This is a genomic window from Burkholderia sp. PU8-34, from assembly GCF_053427725.1.
The window spans coordinates 30,353-51,128 of the sequence record NZ_JBSAXC010000001.1; the positions used below are offsets into that span (position 1 = coordinate 30,353).

Genomic DNA, 20,776 nt, shown 5'->3' on the forward strand with positions numbered 1-20,776 from the left:
GCGCTTGTGCCGCACCCTCCCGGGCAAACCGGATCCCCCGTCCTGTATGATGCGCGGCGTCTTGTCCGACGAAAGTTCCGCCGCTCATGTCCGTCCCGCCCCTGCCGTTCACGGCGACCTGGATTGCCCTTTTTGCCGCAGCGGCGCTCGCATGGGTCCGCCCGCTGCGTGCCGCCAGCGTGATCCTTGCCGCGCTCGGCTATGCCGGCGCACTCGCGCTCGGGATGCTCGCGCCGCTCGCGCTGGCACCGCTGGCCGGCCTCGCGCTGGCGGCATGGGGCGCATCCGCCGCGCGCCCGCCCGCGGTGCGCGCCGCCGCGCACGCCGCGTTCGTCGCCCTTGCCATCGCGCTGAGCCTGCATTGGCTGCCCGGCTTCCACAATCCGCGCGCGATCGGTCCGGTTCGCTTCACGCCGGACGCCGTGCCGTTCACGATGTACCTGAACCTCGACAAGCCGCTCGCCGGCCTGTGGCTGCTGTGGGTGTTGCCGTGGATCGCACCGGCGGTTCCGCTCGCGCGTGCGGTGCGCACGGGCGTCGTCGCGGCGCTCGCGACGTCGGCGGCGTGCCTCGCCGGCGCGGTCGCGTTCGGCATGGTCGGCTGGGCGCCCAAATGGCCGGCGTCAGGCTGGCTGTGGCTCGCGAACAACCTGCTGTTCGTGACGCTCGCCGAGGAAGCGCTGTTCCGCGGCTATCTGCAGGGTGGCCTGACGCGCGCGCTCGGCCGGTTCGCGTGGGGGCCCGGGGCGGCGCTGGCGGTGAGTGCCGCGCTGTTCGGCGCGGCCCATGCGGCGGGCGGCTGGCCGTGGGTCGTGCTCGGCACGGTGGCCGGCGCCGGATACGGCATCGCTTACCGCCGCGGCGGGCTGTTCGCGGCTGCGCTCGCGCATGCCGGGCTGAACGTCGTCCACTTCGGCCTGTTCACTTATCCGATGCTGGCGCTCGCGCGCTGACGCGCGATGCAGCAGGACTCCGGCTCCCCCGGCGAGCCGAGCACCGGCAGCCGCGCACCCAAGGCCCGGGACTTACTTGATCTGATCGGCGATCGGCTGCAGGAATTCGGAGAAGCCGGTCAGCATGATCTGCACGCCGACGCACAGCAGCAGGAACGCGGACACCCGCATCGCGACCTTGGTGCCCTCGGTGCCGAGATAGCGCGCGAGGAGCGCCGCGCGGCTGTAGGTCAGCCAGATCACGACGGCGACGAGCACGGACACCGCGACCGACACGATGCTCGACAGCATGAATTCCGACAGCTTGTGCGTGCGGTTCGCGTTCAGCGCGATCGCAGTCGCGATCGAGCCGGGGCCGGTCGTCAGCGGCACGGTCAGCGGGAAGAACGCGCGCGTCATGATCGCATTCGCGTCGATCGGCTTGACCGGCGTGTCGCCGCCGCCCGGCACGTCGGGCTCGTTCAGCATCCGCCAGCCCGACACCGCGACCGCGAAGCCGCCGCCGATGCGCAGCGCTTCCATCGAGATCCCGAAGAAATGCAGCACCGGCGTGCCGACGAAGAACGCGACCATCAGCACGATGAACGAATTGAACGCGACCTTCTTCGCGAGCAGGTGGCGCTCGTGCTCGGTCAGCGATTCGGTGCGTTCGAGGAACAGGAACGCAATGCCGATCGGGTTGATGATGCCCATCAGGCCGGTGAAGCCGAACAGGATCTCGGAGATAAGGCGGTTGACGATCATCGGGCGGGGAATCGGTCAGGGCGGATCAGCGCAGAATCGGCGGCGCGCCGGGTCACGCATTGTAGAGCAACCGTCCCCGTTTGCGGGGCGGCCGGCGGGGGTGCAGCAAGCCGCCCCGCGTGCGTCGGCGGCATTGCGCGATGCCAGCCCGCACGACCTGCGCAAACCGACCACCCCCTTGTTTCCGCCCCGGCACGGGGCCACCCCGCGCCGCCCGCGCGCGCTTACGCGGCGCCCGGCTCCCACGCCGGCGGCCGCTTCGCGAAGAACGCCGCGAACCCTTCCTTCGCCTCCGCGGTCGCGCGCACGCGCGAAATCGTCTGCGCGGTGAACGCCGCGCGTTCGTCGGACGGCGGATACTCGCCGATCGCATCGAAGAAGCGCTTGATTTCCATCAGCGCATTCGGGCCGTTGCGGCTCAGCTCGGCGAGCGTCCTGTCGAGGGCTTCGTCGAGCGACTCGAGCGGCACGGCCTGGTGGATCAGGCCGATCGCGACCGCTTCGCCGGCGCTCAACTGCGTCGCGGTCAGCGCCAGCCGCCGCGCCTGGCGCTGGCCGACCGTCTCGACGAGATAAGGGCCGATCACGGCGGGCAGGATCCCGAACCGCGCCTCGCTGACCGCGAAGCGCGCATGATCGCTCGCGATCACGATGTCGCACGCGGCGCACAGGCCGACGCCGCCGCCGAACGCATGCCCCTGCACGCGCGCAACCGTCGGCTTCGGACACTGCCGGATCGCGCGCATCATCGCGGCAAAGCGTTCGGCATCGCGAAGGTTCGCGGCAGCGTCGTTCGCGCTTGCGCGCTGCATCCACTGCAGGTCGGCGCCCGCGCAGAACGCGCGGCCGTCCGAACGCAGCACGATCGCGCGCACGTCGTCGCACGCGCCGAGCGCGGTGAACACGTCGGTCAGTTCGGCGATCATCGTCTCGTCGAACGCGTTGAGCACGTCGCCGCGCTGCAGTGCGACGGTCGCGATGCCGCGCGCATCGACGGCGACGGCCAGGGTCTTCAGTTCATCGATCTTCAAGCAGGTTTCCTCGCATCAAACGTGTTCAAGCAGGTTGGCGCGTCACGCGGCGTGGCGCCGGTCGATCACGCGCTTGGCCTTGCCGGTCGCGGTGGCCGGAATGCCGCCCGCCGGCAGCACGGTCACGCCCGCGGACACGCCGACCATCGTCTTGATCCGGTGCTGCAGCTCGCGCGCGATCGCCTGGCGCTCGGTGTCCGCGACGCTCGCGCCGGCTTCCGAGCGCAGCTCCACCGCGATGTCGAGCCGGTCCATGTGCCCGTCGCGCGAGATCGTCAGCTGGTACTGGCCCGACAGCAACGGCCGCGCAACGACGAGTTCCTCGATCTGGCTCGGGAACACGTTCACGCCACGGATGATCAACATGTCGTCGGAGCGGCCGGTGATCTTCGCGAGGCGGCGCATCGCACGCGCGGTCGGCGGCAGCAGCGCGGTGAGGTCGCGTGTGCGATAGCGGATCACCGGCATCGCCTCCTTCGTCAGCGACGTGAACACGAGCTCGCCCTCGCTGCCGTCCGGCAGCACCTCGCCCGTCACCGGGTCGATGATTTCCGCATAGAAATGGTCTTCCCACACGACCGGGCCGTCCTTGGTCTCGACGCATTCGCACGCGACGCCCGGCCCCATCACTTCGGAGAGCCCGTAGATGTCGAGCGCATCGATGCCGACGCGCGTCTCGATTTCCTCGCGCAGCGCGCCGGTCCACGGCTCGGCGCCAAAGATGCCGATCTTCAGCGACGACTCGGCCGGGTCCATCCCCTGCCGCACCATCTCGTCGATCAGGTTCAGCATGTACGACGGCGTGACGAGGATGATCTTCGGCTCGAAGTCGCGGATCAGCTGCACCTGTTTCTCAGTCTGCCCGCCCGACATCGGCACGACCATGCAGCCGAGCCGTTCCGCGCCGTAATGGATGCCGAGGCCGCCCGTGAACAGCCCGTAGCCGAACGCGTTGTGCAGCGTGTCGCCGGGGCGGCCGCCCGCCGCGCGAATCGAGCGCGCGATCAGGTTCGCCCAGGTGTCGATGTCGCGCGCCGTGTAGCCGACGACGGTCGGCTTGCCGGTCGTGCCGCTCGACGCGTGCACGCGCACGACCTGATCGCGCGGCACCGCGAACAGCCCGAACGGGTAGTTGTCGCGGAAGTCGGTCTTTGTCGAAAACGGGAATTTCGCGAGATCGGCGAGCGTCTTCAGGTCGTCCGGATGCACGCCGGCCGCATCGAACGTGCGGCGGTAGTGCGGGACGTTGTCGTACGCGTGGCGCAGCGACCACTTGAGCCGCTGCAGCTGCAGCGCCTGGAGTTCGTCACGGCTGGCGGTCTCGATCGGGTCGAGCGCGGCCATCGGGTGGGTCGGGGCAGTCATGGGGGAGCTCCTCCAGTGGAGTGATGTCGTTATCGTGATCGGGTGCGGGCCGGCGGCTACCCGCGGAAGCTGCGGCCGGCCGCGTGCAGCGCGGCGAGGCGCGGCGACACGCGGTAGCGATCCTCGCCGTAGCTGGCGGCCAGGTGCGACAGCACGCGATGCACGCGGGCGATGCCGATCGCATCCGCCCACGCGAGCGGTCCGCGCGGATAGTTGACGCCCTTTTCCATCGCGAGATCGAGATCGGCGGGCGAGCACACGCCCTGGTTCACCGTGTCGGCCGCTTCGTTCGCGAGCATCGCGACGGTGCGCATTACGATCATGCCCGGCACGTCGGCCAGGCCGACGACGCGATAGCCGGCCTGCTGGAACAGGCCGACGGCGTCCGCATAGGCCGCGTCGCTGCACTGGAGCGCGCGCGTCAGCGCGACGAGCCCGGCCTGCGCGTAGTCGCGCGCGAGGTCGACGAGCACGAGGTCGGCCACGCCCGTCTGCGCGGCACGTTCGGTCGCCGTGCGGCCGTCGGTCAGCGCGATCGATGCGCGGCCGGCCGTCGCGAGCAGGTCATCGGGATGCGCATCCGCCTGCTTCGGGCCGGCCACGCGTTCTGCGAAACGCGCGCGCAGCGCATCGGCGGGGCCGTGCTGCGCGAACAGCGTGACTGCGGCGGGCGCGTCGCGATCCGGCTCGACGTCCGGCGCCGGCGGCGCCGCGCCGTCCGCATACGAATAGAACCCGCGCCCCGTCTTGCGGCCGAGGAACCCGGCGTTGACGAGTTCCTGCTGGATCAGCGACGGCGTGAAGCGCGGGTCGTTGAAATACGCACGGAACACCGATTCGGTCACCGCGAAATTCACGTCGTGGCCGATCAGGTCCATCAGCTCGAACGGCCCCATTCGGAAGCCGCCCGCGTCCCGCATCACCGCGTCGATCGACGCCGGCGCGCCGCCCTGCTCGTTCAGCACGCGCAGCGCCTCCGCGTAATACGGCCGCGCGACGCGGTTCACGATGAAGCCCGGCGTCGACTTCGCCATCACCGGCTTCTTGCCCCATGCGGCGGCGGTGTCGTACAGCACCTGCGCGACCTCAGGGGCGGTCGCGAGGCCGCTGACCACCTCGACGAGCGCCATCAGCGGCGCCGGGTTGAAGAAATGCAGGCCGGCGACGCGCTGCGGCGCGCGCAGGCCGGCTGCGATCGACGTGATCGAGATCGACGACGTGTTGGTTGCGAGCACGCATGTGTCGTCGACATGGCGTTCAAGCGTCGCGAAGATCTCCCGCTTCACGTCGAGCCGCTCGGCCGCCGCCTCGACGATCAGCGCGGCGGGCGCGAACTCGGCGAGCGCACGCACCGCGCTCACCCGCTGCCCCGCGGCCTCTGCCTGCGCCGGGTCGAGCTTGCCTTTTTCTGCAAGACGCGCGAACTGCGCACGGATGCCGGCAAGCGCCTTGTCGCAGGCTGCCTCGTTCAGGTCGTACAGCAACACCGTGTGGCCGGCGGCCGCCGCGACCTGCGCGATCCCCGCGCCCATCGCGCCCGCGCCGATCACGCCAACCACCGCGGCCGGCGCCAGCGCGCCCGAGTTCACCGATTGTGCAGAGGAAACAGCCATCGCTTGCGATCCGTCATGAAGTGGGAATGCGAGCGATTATAAACCGACCGGTCGGTCGATTTATGTCAGGGCGAGCCCGAATTTGTCGTGCAAGAGAGCGTTACCGGATCCGTACAAACAAAAAAATGAAATTTGTCGGGCACTTTTTTGAAACCGAAAGGTCAACGTAAGCGTTCGATTTCAGGATAGTGGGTCGCAAACGCCTGATAAAATCCGGCAAACCACCGGAATTTCAGGGAGAACAGCGTGCCACGCCGCCCTTGCAGCGCATCGCCGTCCGCCCTTCCGGGGTCGGAACCAGGTTGTCAGCTCACGCATCGGGCGGCGATCCCGCCCCGCTTCCGGCGGCCAGCCGCATCGAACCGGTTCGCCGCGACGGGCGCCGGAGCATCGGGCTTCGCCCCCGACGGGCTACGGCGCCCGCACCACCTGCCGCCTCGCGGCGGCGAGCCAAGGCAGCGCGTTCCCGCGCCGCCGTCTTTCAGCACCGTCATTCTCGTTCGGCGGATTTCCCGGCCGGGCTTCGTCCAACCCGCGGCCGCGCATCGCGCGCCGCCGCCACTCTAATAAGGAAAACCCACCATGCCGATCTCGTCCAACCAGCTTCCGCGCTGGACCCTCTGGGCCCCGCTTGCCGCGTGGCTGGTGCTCGCGCTGTCGCGCGTCGCGCCGGCCGAAGGCCTCATCATCGCGCTGTTCTCCGCCGCGCTCGCCGGCGCCGTGTTCGCGGCCGTCCACCATGCGGAAGTGGTCGCCCACCGGGTCGGCGAGCCGTTCGGCACGCTCGTGCTCGCGGTTGCAGTGACCGTCATCGAAGTCGCGCTGATCGTATCCGTGATGCTCGGCGCCGGCCCCGAGAAATCCGGCCTCGCCCGCGATACGGTGTTCGCCGCGGTGATGATCATCTGTAACGGCATCGTCGGCCTGTGCCTGCTCGTCGGCGCGTGGAAGCACGGCGAGCAGGATTTCCAGGGGCGCGGTGCGAGCAAGGCGCTCGCGGTGCTCGCGTCGCTGTCCGTGCTGTCGCTTGTGATGCCGAACTACCTGAGTGCCGCACCCGGTCCGCTGCTGTCGAAATCGCAGCTCGCGTTCGCCGGCGTGTCGTCGCTGGTGCTGTACGGCGTGTTCGTGTTCGTGCAGACCGTGCGCCACCGCGACTACTTCCTCGCGTCGCACGACAGCGCGAACGAATCCGTGCACGCGATGCCGCCGAGCGGCAAGACGGCGCTGCTCAGCCTCGTGCTGCTGTTCGTGAGCCTTATCGCGGTCGTGCTGCTCGCGAAGCTGCTGTCGCCGGCCGTCGAGCATGCGGTGTTCAAGCTCGGCCTGCCCGAAGCCGCGGTCGGCATCGTGATCGCCGCGCTCGTGCTGCTGCCCGAAGGCCTCGCGGCCGTCACCGCCGCGCGCGCGAACCGCCTGCAGACCAGCATGAACCTCGCGCTCGGCTCGGCGCTCGCAAGCATCGGGCTCACGATCCCGACGGTCGCCGCGGTGTTCATCTGGGTCGGCCAGCCGCTGACGCTCGGCATCGGCGCGATGGAAACCGTGCTGCTGTCGCTGACGCTGCTGGTCAGCACGCTGACGCTCAGCCAGGGGCGGACGACCGTGCTGCATGGTGTCGTCCACCTGTCGCTGTTCGCCGCTTACCTGTTCCTGTCGATCACGCACTGACGCGTCGCACGACGTCCGGCCCGTGCGGACAAAAATCGCCGCGCGCCGGGCGGTCCGACCAGGATCGATCGAAGGACGCCAGCGCTCCCCCGGCGCACGCAATCAGAAATCGTAGAGTTGCGCCGGGTTGTCGGCGAGAATCGCGCGGCTGATCGCGTCGTCGGCCGCGCAGTCGTGCAGCCAGCCGACGAGGCGCGCATCGTCGGGCGCCGGCGTGGCGTTCGGATGCGGCCAGTTGCTCGCCCACACGCAGCGGTCCGCTTGCCCGCGCGCCAACGTCGACGCGAGACGCGCGACGTCGTCGTAGCCGGGCGGCCCGACCCGCGATGTCTCGTATGGCGCGGAAAGCTTCACCCACGCATGTCCGCGGTCGAGCAGGCGCCGCAATGCGACGAATGCCGGATCGTCCGGTGTGACCGGGTCGAGAAACTTCCCCGTGTGATCGATCACGACGCGCGACGCGAGCGCCGACAGCCTCGATTCATGCTCCGGCAACGTGCGCCCGTCGAGCTGCAGGTCGATGTGCCAGCCGAGCGGCGCGATCCGGGCCGCCATCGCGTCCAGCTCGCTCCACCGCGACAGCCCGCCCGACAGCATCATGAACCGTACGCCGCGTATGCCTGCCGCATGCAGGCGCAGCAATTCGCTATCGCTCACGTCGGCCGGCAACGTCGCGATGCCGCGCGCATCGGCGCCGAACGCCGCCAGCGCATCGAGCGTGCAGCGGTTGTCATAGCCGTAGCCCGTCGGCTGCACGACCACGACGCGCGCGAGCCCGAGCGCGCGCTGCACGCGCCGGTATGCGTCGACCGGCGCGTGCGGCGGACGAAACGTCGCGGTGGGCGCGAGCGGATACCGGTCGTCGTAGATGTGAATGTGGCAATCGCACGCGTTCGCGACGCGCGGCGTGTCGAGTACGTCCGTCATGTCAGCGCATGCCCGGCGCAGGCCGCCGAACGCCAGCCGGCGATGCGCGTCGCGTGCGCCGCATTGACCGCGCCGTTCGGCATCCGCCCCGCGAACAGCGCCGCCAGCTGCTCGACCGTTTCCAGCGCCTGATGCTCGACCGCGGGCGGCGTCAGCCCGCCGATATGCGGCGTCGCGATCACGCGCGAGTGCGCGGCGAGCGCGGGCGTCGGCATCTGGTCGGGCGCGCGGCCGACGTCGAGCGCGCATCCCGCGAGCCGGCCGCTGTCCAGCGCGTCGAGCAACGCGCGCTCGTCGACCAGCTCGCCGCGCGACGCGTTGATGAAGCACGCGCCCGGCTTCATCGCGCCGAATGCGCGCGCATCGATCAGATTGGCCGTTTCGGGCGTGGCCGGCGCGAGGCAGACGATGAAATCCGCATCGCGCAGCAGCGCCGCCAGATCGACCTGCGCGAGCGGCGGCGCATCGACCGTCGCATACGGGTCGCAGACCAGCACGCGCATCCCGAACGCGGCCGCGAGCGGCGCGAGGTGACGGGCGATCTGCCCGTAGCCGATGATGCCGAGCGTGCTGCCGCGTAGCTCGCGCCCCATCTGCGGCGCCGGCGGCGTGCCGCGATGGTAGGCCGCCGCGTAGCGGCCGATTCCGCGCCCGAGGTCGATCATCGTGCCGATCACCCATTCGGCGACCGCGGGTGCGAAGCCCGGGCTCGCCTGCGTGACCAGCACGCCCAAGTCGCTCGCCGCCGCGACGTCGACGGTGCGGATGTCGACCGCGCAGCGCACGAACGCGCCAAGGTTCGGCAGCCCCGCGAACAGCGCGTGCGGCGCGGGCGTCTGCCGGTAGCCGATGATCGCATCCGATGCCTGAGCGGCGTCGATCAGTTCGTCGGTCGTCAGCTCACGGTCCTGCGGGTTGTACGTCGCGCGTGCGATCGCATCGAGCGCGTCCATCGCCTTCGCGCCGAAATAATGGTCGAGCATCCCGGACGGATGAGTCACGAATACGCGCTTCATGCCCGCCCTCCGCCCAGATCGTCGGCACGCGGCGGCGGCGCAACCGAGTCGCGCTCGATCAGCACGACGCCGCCGAACACGCTCTGCTCCGGATGAGACGCCCCTTCGTCGTCCTGGCGCATCACGCGCCGGACCATTTCGGCGGCCATCTCGGGGACGGGTAGCTGCACGGTGGTCAGCGCCGGATTCGAGATCGCCGACAGGAAATGGCCGTCCATCCCGATCACGGACACGTCGTCCGGCACCCGCAGCCCGCCTTCGCGCAAGCCGGCCATCAGGCCGAGCGCGAGCAGGTCGTTGACCGCGACGATGCCGGTCGGCCGCGCCGGATTCGCCGCGAGACCGCGGCCGAGCGCGCGCCCGACGTCGACGATCACCGAATCGCCATATTCGTTTGCCGGGCCGCCGTCGAGAATCTGCGCGTGCTCGCCGAGCCCCGCGTCGTGCGCGACCGTGAGAAAGCCGCGAATCTTGTCGCTGCGGCTCATCGTGATGCCCGCGACCGTCGCGAACGCAAGCCGCGTGTGACCCGCATCGACGAGGCGGCGCGTCGCGAGCCGCGCGGCGGCGTCGTTGTCGGGGCTCACGTGATCGACCTGCGACCGCTCTCCAGGCGTCGCGGGGCGGTCGTAGCTCACGACCGTCATCCCGCGCTCGGCCGCGCGTTCGAGGTGGCTTTCGTCGGCGAGCGACGAAATCACGATCACGCGCCGCACGCCATGTGCGAACAGATCCTCGAAGAACGACGCTTCCTTCTGCGCGTCGCGATAGGTGTTGCCGATCAGCACGCGAAAACCGTACTGCTCCTGCGCGCAGGTTTCGACTTCCCGTGCGATGTAGCCATACATCGGGTTCGCCATCGACGGCACGAGCAGCCCGACGAGCGGCGTCTGGCCCGTCTTCAGCTGGCGCGCGAGCGTGCTCGGCCGGTATTGCAGCGCGTCCATCGCGGCCTTCACGCGCGCGAGCGTCTCCTTGCGCATCTGGCCGGTCCGGCCGTTCAGCACGTTGGACACCGTGCTGACCGAGACGGCCGCGTGGCGGGCGACGTCCTGAATCGTACTCATAGCGTTATGAAAGTGTGAAGGCTACAGGCCGAAGCGGGCCGGCAGCCACATCGAAAACGCCGGCACCAGGATCAGCGCCACGAGGGCGGCGACCAGCACCAGCAGGTATTTCACCATCGGCCGCGCGACGCGGCGGACCTCGGTGCCCGTGATCGCACAGGTCGCGAACAGCCCGAGGCCGATCGGCGGCGCGAACAGGCCGAGCCCCATCGCAACGACCACCACCGTGCCGAAATGCAGCGGGTGGATGCCGGCCTGCACCGCGATCGGCGCGAGCAGCGGCCCGAAGATGATCAGCGCCGGCGCGCCTTCGAGCACCGCGCCGAACACGATCATCACCAGCGCCGACAGCAGCAGGAACGCCGTCGCGCCGTACTGGTGCGCGAACGCCACCATTGTGCCCGACACGAGCGCCGGAATCTGCTCGATCGACAGCGCGAACGACACGCTCGACGCGGCGGCGACGATGAACAGGATCCCGCTCGCCATCGAAGCCGCGCGCACGAACACGCGGCCGACCGTGCGCCACGTCAGCTCGCGGAATGCCAGCCACCCCGCGAGCAGCGCGTAGACGACCGCGAAGGCCGACACTTCGGTCGACGTCGCGACGCCTGACGTTACGCCCTTGCCGATCATCCCGATCATGATCAATGCAACCAGCGCGCCGCCGAGCAGCGGCAGCCACGCGCGGCGCTCGCCGAACACGGTTGCGGCATCGATCCGGCGTCCGCAGATCACCGTGACGACCGCGAGCGACACCGCCAGCACCGCGGCCGGCACGACGCCCGCGAGGAACAGCCCGGCGATCGAGATGTTCGCGACGAAGCCCATGATGATCATGTTCACGCACGGCGGGATCGTCTCCGCCATCACCGCGCTGCACGCGAGCAGCGCCGCGGTTTCGTCCGGGTCCTGGCGCGCGCGGCGCACGGCCGGCATCACGACACCGCCGACCGCCGCGATGTCGGCGAGCTTCGAGCCCGACACGCCGGAGAAAAACGCGGTCGCGAGGATCACGATCAGGCCGAGGCCGCCGCGCACGCGCCCGAAGATCCGCAGCAGCAGCTCGATCAGCCGCGCGGACATCCCGTTCGATTCCATCAGCAGGCCGGCCAGCACGAAGAACGGCACCGCAAGCAGAACGAAATGATCGGCGCCCGCCATCACCTGCTGCGAATACACCATGATCGGCAGCGTCGGATCCGCGAGGAAGTACAGCAATGCCGAGAACGCGAGCACGAACCCGATCGGCACGCCGAGCACGAGGCCGCCGGCGAAGCCCACGGCCAGCAGCATCGCCGGCGAGATCGCCTGCGCGGGCAGCATCGCGTTCCAGCCGAACACGCCGGCCGCGAGCGCCACGCAGAGCGCGAGCGTGCCGAGTACGCGTGCGCGCGGCGCGTTCAGCGCATTCGCCAGCGCGAACACCGTCATGAACAGCGTGCCGAACATCATCGGATACACGTTGATCCAGCCCGGCAGCCCGCCCGGCGTCAACTGGCCATACGAATCCGCGAGCAGCAGGCACGACGACACGAACAGGTTCAGCGACACGGCCGCGACGACCCAATGCCCGATCTGCACGAGCGCGCCCTGCCAGCGCGCAGGCAGCCAGCCGCGGAACAGGTCGACGCCGACGTGCTGGCTGCGCGCGAGCACCGACGCCGCGCCGAGGAACACGAGCACGATCATCAGCGCCTGCGCGACCTCCTCGGCCCAGTCGACCGGATCGTGCAGGAAGTAGCGATAGACGACGGACGCGAACACGACGAGCACGTCGACCGCGAGCACCGCCGCCGACAGGATCTCGATCGAGCGCGTCGCCGCGTCGAGCGCGCGCGCGATTCGTCCCGCCGCTTGCCCCAGCGCCGGGCTCGCCGCCGGGCCCGCGTCCGCCGCGGCGGCTTCGGCGGACGCCGCTCCAGGCGCGGACGCGTCGGTCGCGATCGGATACGTGTTCATCGTTCAGCTCCTTGCGGCGGCGATCGCCGGAAACAGCGGCGCGGTCGCCGGATACTGCTTCGCGAATGCCACATACAGCTGGTCGTGCATCACCTTGCGCATCGCGTCGCGCTCCGCGGCGGCCATCGGATGGAACGTCATCCCGTGCTGCCGGAGCGTCTGCTCGGCCTGGTCGGCCTTTTGCGCGGCGATCGCGCGCTGCTGGACGGTCGCGTCCGCCACCGCTTTCTGGAACGCGGGGCGCAGGTTCGCCGGAATCCGCTCGAGCGCGCGGCGACCCATCACGACGGTCATCGCGCTGAACACGTGATGTGTCTGCCAGCACGACTTCACGACTTCGTCGAACTTGCTCGCGAGCACCGTCGCCGGATCGTGCTCGAGGCCGTCGACGACGCCCGTTTGCGCGGCCATGTACAGCTCGCCGAACGGAATCGGCGTCGGCACCGCGCCCATCGCCTTGAAGGTGTCCATGAACGCGGGCGTCGGCAGCACGCGCAGCTTCGTGCCCTTCAGCGCCTGCAGCGACTGCACGGGCTTCTTCGTGAACACGCTGCGCCCGCCGAAATGCGAACCCCAGGTCAGCACCGAGCAGCCCGCGCGCTTTTGCAGCAGATCGTTCAGGCTCGCGCCGACCGGGCCGTCGAGCACCTGCGCGACGTGCGTGTAGCTGTCGAACAGGTAGCCGAGATCGAGCATCCCGAACTCCGGCGCGACCGTCGCCCAGATCGACGAGCCCGCGACCATCATGTCGATCGCGCCGATCTTCACCTGTTGTACGACGTCGCTCTCCTTGCCGAGCTGGCTGTTCGGAAAATAGTCGACCCGGATCGCATCGCCGACGCTCGCCTTCAGGTTCGCCGCGAGACGCTCGTACCACGCGTAATGCGCGGCGTTCTGGTCGGCCGGCATCGACGACGAGCAGCGCAGCATCACCGCCGGCTGCGCGCGCGCCACCGTCGGGAAGCCGCCCGCAGCCGCCAGCGTGGCGACGGACGCCGTTTGCAGGAATCGCCGCCGGGACATCGTGTTCATCAGTCGTCTCCTGGATAGTCGCGCCGGAATGCGCAACTGTATCGATTTAGTGTATCGATACAGTAGTACGACGACCGACAAGCCCGGTATCAGGGGTTTCCCGGAGACGGGAGCTGGGAGCTGGGATACGCGTTGCGACGGCGACGCCCGGCGCCTGAACGACAGGCTGACGCCGCTCGTCGCGGTCAACAGGTAATGGAAACGCTGCCGGAGACTTTCGCCGTCATTGCCGGCGACAGCCCAGGGTCGAACTGTTGACGACCCCGGGCCGGAACGCGGACGTCAGCCGCGGATGGATCGCCGCGGGCCGCCGGCCGCCTCGCCGCTCACCTCGCTGGAATCACCAGATGCTGGCCGGCAAGGATCAGGTTCGGATTCGCGAGGTTGTTGCGCCGCTGGATCTCGCGATAGCGCTGACCGCTGCCGAGCTTGCTGGCCGCGATCATGTTCAGCGTGTCGCCCTGCTTCACCACGTACACGTGTTCGCCGGACGCGGCCGAGGTCGTCACGGCCTGATCGCTGACGAAGTACTTGCGCAGCAGCTCGAGATACTGCGGCGACTGCTTGAGCTTCGCGATCGCGGCGTTCAGGTAGATCAGCAGGTCCGGGTCGTCGGCCCGCACGCCAATCTTGTACGCGATGTTCGACCCGTCGAGCTTCGTCACCGCGAACTTGAGATCGGTGCCCTTGATCGAGCTCACCGCGAACGGATAGTCGTAGATGAACGCGTCGACCGTGCGGCCGTCGAGGCTCTTCGCGATGAAGGCCGGATCGGAATCGTCGACTTCGACGAACCGGACGTTCGGATACTGGCGCGTGACGAACGCGCGCACGTCGGGGTCGCCCTTCAGAATGCCGACGGTCTTGCCGGCCAGGTCGTCCGTCGAGCGGATCGCGGAGCCCTGCCGCACGATCAGCGAATAGCCGAAATCGTCGACGTAAGGCACCGAATAGACGACGCCCGACGGCGTGTTGTCCGGGAACGTCAGGCCGTCCATCGCGACGTCGACGACATGGTTGCCACCCGCATCCGTGTCGAGCAGCTGCTTGGGCACGCCCGGATACGTATCGACCTCGTGACGCGTATCGACGACGATCGGCTTGCCGCCATGCGAGAACGACGGATCCGAGAACAGCAACTGCGCGAACTCGACGTTGAAGCCGTGCGGCGCGCCCTTGTCCTCGCCGAAGAACGGCTCGCTCGGATTCTGCACCGAGATCCTGACGACACCATTTTCCGCGATCGATTTCAGCGTGCTGGCTTCCGGCTTGAAGCCGGCCGGCAACACGTTGCCGGGCTGCGCGGGCGGCGCCGGCTGGCCGCTGCCGTTCGCCTGCGCGGACGTGGCGGCCGGTGTCGCATCCTGCGCGGGCGCCAGCTTCGGCAAGCCGCCCCCCTGACGCACGAACCAGATGCCGACGAGCACCACCAGAAATGCGACTGCACCGAGAAGCTTTTTCATGTTCACGTGCCTGCAGGAGGTTATTGTTGTTTCGACGGCAACTGGGCAGGGTTCGCCGCTTCAAGGCCGTGCGGGCGGCTGCCGTCGACTGCGGCCTGCTGCTGCGCCTGCTTGACTTCGGGGTTGTCCATCAGCGACGTCTCCATTTCGGAGAACGCCTTGTTCACCGAGCGCATTACCGAATCGACGGCGACGTCGGTCTTGATCTGCTCGAACGTGTCGGCGGTCTGCCGGCCCGCGAGCTTGTTCATCTGCTGCGCGGCCTGCGACATGTCCCACATCGCCTTCGCGCGGTCGATCGCCGACGCAAAGTTCTTCAGCTCGCTCTGCACCTGCTTGTAGCGGCTTTCGCGAAACGCGAGGAGCTGCTTCATCGTGTCGAGCTGCGCCCTGAAGCGCGGCGCGTCGTCCGGATACTGCTTTTCGAACTGCTCGGTCTTGTTCTCGAAATTCTTCACCTCGGTGCGAAACGCGGTGATGCTGTCCGCGAACTTCTGCGCGGCCACGCGCTTTTCCGCGAGCTGGTTGATCAGCGTCTCGATCGGATTCGACTGCGCCTCCTCGACGATCATCCTGACCTTCTGGTTCGCGAACTTCATCGCGACGACCGGCGCGAAGTAGATCGCGCCGAGACCGACGACCGCCGCGGTGATCAGCGCGATCATCCCCTTCAGCACGAACAGCGCGGCGGGCGCCGCGATCGCGACGCCCGCGATGATGATCGCCCACTTGATCAGCGTTGCCTTGCGATTCCCCGAACTGCCGTTTGCTTCATGCGAAAGCTGCGACATGAGTTTCTCCTTGAACCTCGAACTGAACTGCGTTTTGTTTCTCTTTCAAGCTCATTCGAAATGCTTCGGACTCCGTCGGCGCCGGCTTCCTCCGGGAAGCGGCCGCCGCGATGCGAGGACGTGCGCCGGCCGGCGTCATGACACGCCCGTGACAGCACCATTCAGGATGCATTGATGGGGTGAGGCTGGCGGTGCGACGCGGCCATCAGCTCCGGCGTCGCGTGTTGCCGATGCCCGGAACGACAATGGTAACGATATGCCGGCCGAAACCGGATGACGGAAACATGACGCGAGATGCGTCGGGAGGATCGCTGTCCCGGTACGGCGATACGGCCCGGGTTGAACTTCCGATTCGAGTGCCGCTTCGAGTACCGATTCGAGTGCGTAAGGGCTCATCGTTGTTCTTTTGCGTGTCGCGGATGCGGCTGTCGCGCGGCCAGCGCGTCCCGCTTCCACTGCTCGGACGTATCGTGCGCCGAGCGCCGTACACGCGTCAAGCGGTCAACGCGGTAAGCGGTCGACGCGACAAGCTTTCAGTCTGGAAGCTTGTCGCGTCGCGCCGGCCGCTCACAGCGTGCCGGCGTCCGCGCTCTGCGCGAGAAAGCGCTCGACCATCGCGTTGAATCCCGGCAGCGCCGGATTATCGTTGTCCGTGCGCCACGTCAGATACAGCTCGGCCGCGACGTCGACGTCCGCGAGCGGACGGAACACGACGCCGCCGACGTGCAGTTCGCGCGCCGACGCCGGCACGAGCGCCGCGCCGAGCCCCGCGCGCACGAGGCCGAGAATCGTATGCGTCTGCCCGACGTAATGCAGGTAGTTCGGCAGCCGCCCCGCGTTCGCGAACATGCCGGAAATCATGTCGTAGAAGTACTTGCCCTCGTTCGGCGAATACGCGATGAACGGCTGGCGGTCGAGATCGTCCGGGTCGATCCGTTCGCGCGCGGCGAGTGCCGTGCCCTCCGCGACCGCGACGAGCAGCGGCTCACGCTGCACGAGCCGGTATTCGAGCGGCTGACGCGCAGCGCGCTGGCGTACGAAACCGGCGTCGAGCATCCGGGACACGAGCGCATCGATCTGCACGGTCGACACCATCTCGCGCAATTCGACGTCGACGTCCGGCAGCGCATGCGCGGCGTGCGCAAGCAGCATCGGGATCATCCGGTACGCGCTGACGGCGGTGAAACCGAGCGTGATGCGGCCCGCCTCGCCGCGCGCGACGCGCTGCGCGGCCTGCTCCGCCCGCGCGGAAAACTCGAGGATATGCTGCGCATCGCGCAGGAAGCGTTCGCCGGCGGCGGTCAGGCTCACTTGCCGGCTGCTGCGCTCGAGCAGCGAAATGCCGAGCGCATGCTCGAGCAACTGGATCTGCCGGCTGAGCGGCGGCTGCGTCATGAACAGCCGCCTGGCCGCGCGCCCGAAATGCAGCTCTTCAGCCACCGCGACGAAGCAGCGAAGCTGGTGCAGTTCAATCATTCAAAAGTTGTATTGATCGATTGGTTTTTGATGTTAGACCAACATCGATGCGATTTCTATACTCGGTTGCACTTGCCGCTCCACCGCATGACCGGGACCTTCATGACCATCGATCTCCTCCTGACGCAGCCGCTTCCCGCCGACCTCGACGCCGAACTGACGGCGCGCTACACCGTGCACCGCCTGCACGTCGCGCCGCAGCCGGACGCGCTGATCGACCGCGTTGCACCGCGCATCCGCGGCGTCGTGACGGGCGGCGCGAACGGCCTGTCCGGCGCGCTGATGGACCGGCTGCCCGCGCTCGAGATCGTCGCGATCAGTGGCATCGGCACCGATGCGGTCGACCTCGAACGGGCACGCGCGCGCGGCATCCACGTGACGACCACGCCGGATGTGTTGACCGACGACGTCGCGGACATGGCGATGGGCCTGATCCTGATGACACTGCGTGACCTCGGCGCCGGCGACCGGATCGTGCGCGCCGGGCGCTGGGGCAAGGCTGCGCAACCGCTCGCGACGCAAGTGACGGGCAAGCGGCTCGGCATCGTCGGGCTGGGCCGGGTCGGGCGCGCGATCGCGCAGCGCGCGCAGGCGTTCCGGATGCCGATCAGCTATTACGGGCCGCGTGCGCACCCGGACAGCGGCTACCGCTTCGTCGACGACCTGACCGATCTCGCGCGCGACAGCGACGTGCTCGTGCTCGCCGCATCGGCCGACCACGGCAAGGTGCTGGTCACCGCCGACGTGCTCGCCGCGCTCGGCAAAAAAGGATTCCTTATCAATGTCGCGCGCGGCAAGCTCGTGGACGAGGCGGCGCTAGTGCGCGCGCTAGCCGACGGCACGATCGCCGGCGCCGGTCTCGACGTGTTCGCGAACGAGCCGCACGTGCCGGCCGCGCTGCTGGATCTGGAGCGCGTCGTCGTGCAGCCGCACCGCGCGAGCGCAACGCGCGAGACGCGCGAAGCAATGGGCTGGATCGTGCTCGACAACCTCGCCGCGTGCTTCGCGGGCCAGCGCCCGCCAACGAGCGTGACGAGCTGATTCGCGCGGCGCGGCGTCGATTGCGCCGCCCGGCCACCGCACGCCGTACGCCGTACGCCGTACGCCGTACGCCGTACGCCGTCCGCCGGCATTCGACCGGCCCTGACACGACAACACACCTCCGCACGACGGAGGCCCGGAGACACGCATGCCCAATCGATCACCCGACGCCGCCGTCGCCGCGTCCCCCGCCGCATCTCATGCGATCGGCCGCGTCCGCTACGCGATCCTCGCACTGATCTTCGTCGTCACCGTCGTCAACTATGCGGACCGCGCGACGATGTCGATCGCCGGCACCGGCGTCGCGCACGACCTCGGCCTCACGCCGGTCCAGCTCGGCATCGTGTTCTCCGCGTTCGCATGGGCGTACGCGATCGGCCAGATCCCCGGCGGCTGGCTGCTCGACCGCTTCGGCGCACGGCGCGTGTACGGGCTGAGCCTGATGCTGTGGTCGGTCTTCACGATGCTGCAGGGCACGGTCGGCTGGCTCGGCGTGTCGGGCGCGGCCGCGACGCTCGCGCTGTTCGCGATGCGCTTCTTGCTCGGCCTCGTCGAATCGCCGGCATTCCCGGCAAATTCGCGGATCGTCGCGTGCTGGTTCCCGACCAGCGAGCGCGGCACCGCGTCGGCGCTGTTCAATTCCGCGCAGTACATGGCCGTCGTGATCTTCACGCCGTGCATGGCGTGGCTCACGCACACACTCGGCTGGGAACACGTGTTCCTGTGGATGGGGATGCTCGGCGTGCTGCTCGGCGCGCTGTGGTTCGCGTGGTACCGCGAGCCGCACAGCCATCCGCGCGTCGGCGCGCGGGAGCTCGACTACCTGCGCATGCACGGCGCGCTCGTCGATCTCGAGGCGAATCGCGTCCGGCAACGCCCGCGGCTGTCGTGGCGCGACGTCGCGCAATTGTTCCGCCACCGGAACCTGTGGGCGATCTATGTCGGCCAGTACTGCATCACCGCGCTCACGTACTTCTTCATCACGTGGTTCCCGATTTACCTGATCAAGGGACGCGGGATGACGATCATGGAAGCCGGCTGGGTCGCAGCACTGCCGGCGATCTGCGGCTTCACGGGCGGCGTGCTGTCCGACTGGCTGATCCGGCGCGGCATGCATCCGTCACGCGCGCGCAAGACGCCGTTCATCGCGGGGATGGCGATGGCGACGCTCATCGTGTGCGCGAACGGCGCGACGTCGAACGCGGTCGTGATCGCGCTGATCACAATCGCGTTCTTCGGCAAGGGGCTTGCCGCGGTCGGCTGGGCCGTGCTCGCGGACACCGCGCCGGAAGGGATGGTGGGCCTCAGTGGCGGCGTGTTCAACGGACTCGGCAACATCGCCGGGATCGTCACGCCGCTCGTGATCGGCTACTTCGTCGCGCGCACCGGCTCGTTCTCGGGCGCGCTGTGGTTCGTCGCCGCGCACGGGCTGATCGGCATCGCCGCATACGGCTGGCTGGCCGGACGCTTCGAGCGGATCCGCGTCAGCGCCGGCGCGTGAGCGCCGGTGCGGGCGGCCGGAGCGTGAACGCCGGCCTGCTTGCACCGGCACGCAAGCACCGCCGTGGGCGAGCGGCGCGACCGGACGGCCATCGCGCGAACCTGCGCGCAAGCGTCACGCGGCCCCGGTGTCATGCGCGCATGCGGCCGCCCGGCGCGTGCTCGACGGTCAGGCGGTCCAGCTCGCGCAGGTCGTTTTCCAGCGCGGGGGTGAGCGTCGTGCGCAGATGTTCGAGGAAGGTGCGGATCTTCGCATCGAGATAGCGGCGCGTCGCGTACACCGCGTAGACGCTCAGCGTGTGCAGCCGGTACTCCGGCAGCACGCGGATCAGCCGGCCCTCGCGGATATCGTCGAGTACCGTGTAAAGCGCAACGCACGCGATTCCGCGGCCGGCCCGCACGGCGACGCACAGCGCGTCCGGCACATTGACCTGGAACGGCGCCGGCGGCAGCTCGTACACCTGCTCGTCGCCGTCCTTGTGCTCGAGCCGCCATTCGTCGGCCGGCGACGCCGGCGTGTCGAGCCGCAGGCAGATGTGGTTCGGCAGGTCCTCCGGCGTCTGCGGCGTGCCGTGCCGCGCCAGATATTCGCGCGATGCGACGAGCACGCTGCAGCTCGTGCCGCAGGTCTGCGCGACGTAGCCGGAATCCGGCAACTGCGATGCCGTCACGATCGACACGTCGTAGCCCTCTTCGACGAGGTTCGGCATCCGCTGCGCGAGCGTCAGCTCGACCGACACGTCCGGGTTGTCCTCCTGGTAGCGGACGATCGACGACACGACGTGGCTCTGCCCGAGCCCCGTCATCGCATGGATCCGCATCTTGCCGGTCGGCCGCAGCAGCGCGTTGCGCGCCTCCGCGTTCGCGTAGTCGATTTCCGCGAGGATCGATTTCGCGCGCTCGAAATAGCGCTGGCCGCTTTCGGTCAGGCCGAGGTGGCGCGTCGTGCGATGCAGCAGGCGCGTCTGTACGTGCGCTTCGAGGTTGGATACGGCGCGCGACACCTGAGCGGTGGTCGCATCGATCTCCTTCGCGACTGCGGTGAAACTGCCGGCTTCGACAACGCGCACGAACAGGCGCATGTTTTCGAGCATGTCCATTGAATTGGCTTCGGGAAAGTAGGT

The 20,776-nt window shown here is 68.8% G+C and carries 17 protein-coding genes; 4 read left to right on the forward strand and 13 right to left on the reverse strand.

Features of this window, described 5'->3' with window-relative positions; genetic code table 11:
* The first annotated feature begins 86 nt into the window (after positions 1 to 86).
* Positions 87 to 953 (forward strand): CPBP family intramembrane glutamic endopeptidase, encoded by an 867-nt coding sequence (locus ACV22Z_RS00115; protein ID WP_448074306.1) that lies wholly within the window; start codon positions 87 to 89, stop codon positions 951 to 953.
* 72 nt (positions 954 to 1,025) lie between these two features.
* Here the strand turns inward: ACV22Z_RS00115 and ACV22Z_RS00120 are convergent, their stop codons facing one another.
* The 4 genes from ACV22Z_RS00120 to ACV22Z_RS00135 form a co-directional block, all read right to left on the reverse strand.
* Positions 1,026 to 1,697 carry a MarC family protein gene (locus ACV22Z_RS00120; protein WP_448074307.1) on the reverse strand — a complete coding sequence of 224 codons (672 nt, stop codon included), beginning with the start codon at positions 1,695 to 1,697 and terminating at the stop codon, positions 1,026 to 1,028.
* Between the two features lie 224 nt (positions 1,698 to 1,921).
* Positions 1,922 to 2,722, reverse strand: a complete 801-nt coding sequence (locus ACV22Z_RS00125; RefSeq protein ID WP_448075124.1) for an enoyl-CoA hydratase-related protein — start codon at positions 2,720 to 2,722, stop codon at positions 1,922 to 1,924.
* Positions 2,723 to 2,770: 48 nt separating this feature from the next.
* Positions 2,771 to 4,093, reverse strand: a complete 1,323-nt coding sequence (paaK, locus tag ACV22Z_RS00130; RefSeq protein WP_448074308.1) for a phenylacetate--CoA ligase PaaK — start codon at positions 4,091 to 4,093, stop codon at positions 2,771 to 2,773.
* 56 nt (positions 4,094 to 4,149) lie between these two features.
* Positions 4,150 to 5,706, reverse strand: coding sequence for a 3-hydroxyacyl-CoA dehydrogenase (locus ACV22Z_RS00135; RefSeq protein ID WP_448074309.1), 1,557 nt, complete (start codon positions 5,704 to 5,706; stop codon positions 4,150 to 4,152).
* Between the two features lie 582 nt (positions 5,707 to 6,288).
* Between ACV22Z_RS00135 and ACV22Z_RS00140 the strand changes: the two genes are divergently transcribed.
* Positions 6,289 to 7,377, forward strand: coding sequence for a calcium:proton antiporter (locus ACV22Z_RS00140; protein ID WP_448074310.1), 1,089 nt, complete (start codon positions 6,289 to 6,291; stop codon positions 7,375 to 7,377).
* Positions 7,378 to 7,479: 102 nt separating this feature from the next.
* On the opposite strand, the gene ACV22Z_RS00145 is transcribed toward ACV22Z_RS00140, so the two are convergent.
* From ACV22Z_RS00145 to ACV22Z_RS00180, 8 genes are all read right to left on the reverse strand, one after another.
* Positions 7,480 to 8,304, reverse strand: a complete 825-nt coding sequence (locus ACV22Z_RS00145) for an amidohydrolase family protein (RefSeq protein ID WP_448074311.1) — start codon at positions 8,302 to 8,304, stop codon at positions 7,480 to 7,482.
* A complete protein-coding gene (locus ACV22Z_RS00150; RefSeq protein WP_448074312.1) occupies positions 8,301 to 9,320 on the reverse strand; it encodes a hydroxyacid dehydrogenase in 1,020 nt (339 codons plus the stop codon). Before ACV22Z_RS00150 ends, ACV22Z_RS00145 begins: the two co-directional genes overlap by 4 nt.
* Positions 9,317 to 10,387 carry a LacI family DNA-binding transcriptional regulator gene (locus ACV22Z_RS00155; protein WP_448074313.1) on the reverse strand — a complete coding sequence of 357 codons (1,071 nt, stop codon included), beginning with the start codon at positions 10,385 to 10,387 and terminating at the stop codon, positions 9,317 to 9,319. Before ACV22Z_RS00155 ends, ACV22Z_RS00150 begins: the two co-directional genes overlap by 4 nt.
* Before the next feature lie 21 nt (positions 10,388 to 10,408).
* A complete protein-coding gene (locus tag ACV22Z_RS00160; protein ID WP_448074314.1) occupies positions 10,409 to 12,349 on the reverse strand; it encodes a TRAP transporter large permease in 1,941 nt (646 codons plus the stop codon).
* A 3-nt stretch (positions 12,350 to 12,352) separates the two neighbouring features.
* A complete protein-coding gene (locus ACV22Z_RS00165) occupies positions 12,353 to 13,381 on the reverse strand; it encodes a TRAP transporter substrate-binding protein (RefSeq protein ID WP_448074315.1) in 1,029 nt (342 codons plus the stop codon).
* A 326-nt stretch (positions 13,382 to 13,707) separates the two neighbouring features.
* Positions 13,708 to 14,844, reverse strand: a complete 1,137-nt coding sequence (locus ACV22Z_RS00170; RefSeq protein WP_448074316.1) for a transporter substrate-binding and LysM peptidoglycan-binding domain-containing protein — start codon at positions 14,842 to 14,844, stop codon at positions 13,708 to 13,710.
* Positions 14,845 to 14,864: 20 nt separating this feature from the next.
* Positions 14,865 to 15,635, reverse strand: a complete 771-nt coding sequence (locus ACV22Z_RS00175; RefSeq protein ID WP_448074317.1) for a hypothetical protein — start codon at positions 15,633 to 15,635, stop codon at positions 14,865 to 14,867.
* A gap of 567 nt (positions 15,636 to 16,202) precedes the next feature.
* On the reverse strand, positions 16,203 to 17,111 hold the full coding sequence (locus ACV22Z_RS00180) for a LysR substrate-binding domain-containing protein (protein WP_448074318.1): 909 nt from the start codon (positions 17,109 to 17,111) through the stop codon (positions 16,203 to 16,205).
* A 102-nt stretch (positions 17,112 to 17,213) separates the two neighbouring features.
* Here ACV22Z_RS00180 and ACV22Z_RS00185 point away from each other — a divergent pair, with 102 nt between their 5' ends.
* Together ACV22Z_RS00185 and ACV22Z_RS00190 are read left to right on the forward strand one after the other, a co-directional pair.
* The gene (locus tag ACV22Z_RS00185; protein WP_448074319.1) at positions 17,214 to 18,152 is read left to right on the forward strand and encodes a 2-hydroxyacid dehydrogenase; all 939 of its coding nucleotides are present in this window, start codon (positions 17,214 to 17,216) and stop codon (positions 18,150 to 18,152) included.
* A gap of 148 nt (positions 18,153 to 18,300) precedes the next feature.
* Positions 18,301 to 19,653, forward strand: a complete 1,353-nt coding sequence (locus ACV22Z_RS00190; RefSeq protein ID WP_448074320.1) for an MFS transporter — start codon at positions 18,301 to 18,303, stop codon at positions 19,651 to 19,653.
* Between the two features lie 130 nt (positions 19,654 to 19,783).
* Here ACV22Z_RS00190 and ACV22Z_RS00195 read toward each other — a convergent pair whose 3' ends face one another.
* Positions 19,784 to 20,752: a LysR family transcriptional regulator gene (locus ACV22Z_RS00195; RefSeq protein ID WP_448074321.1), complete on the reverse strand. Its 969-nt coding sequence runs from the start codon at positions 20,750 to 20,752 to the stop codon at positions 19,784 to 19,786.
* Positions 20,753 to 20,776 lie beyond the last annotated feature (24 nt).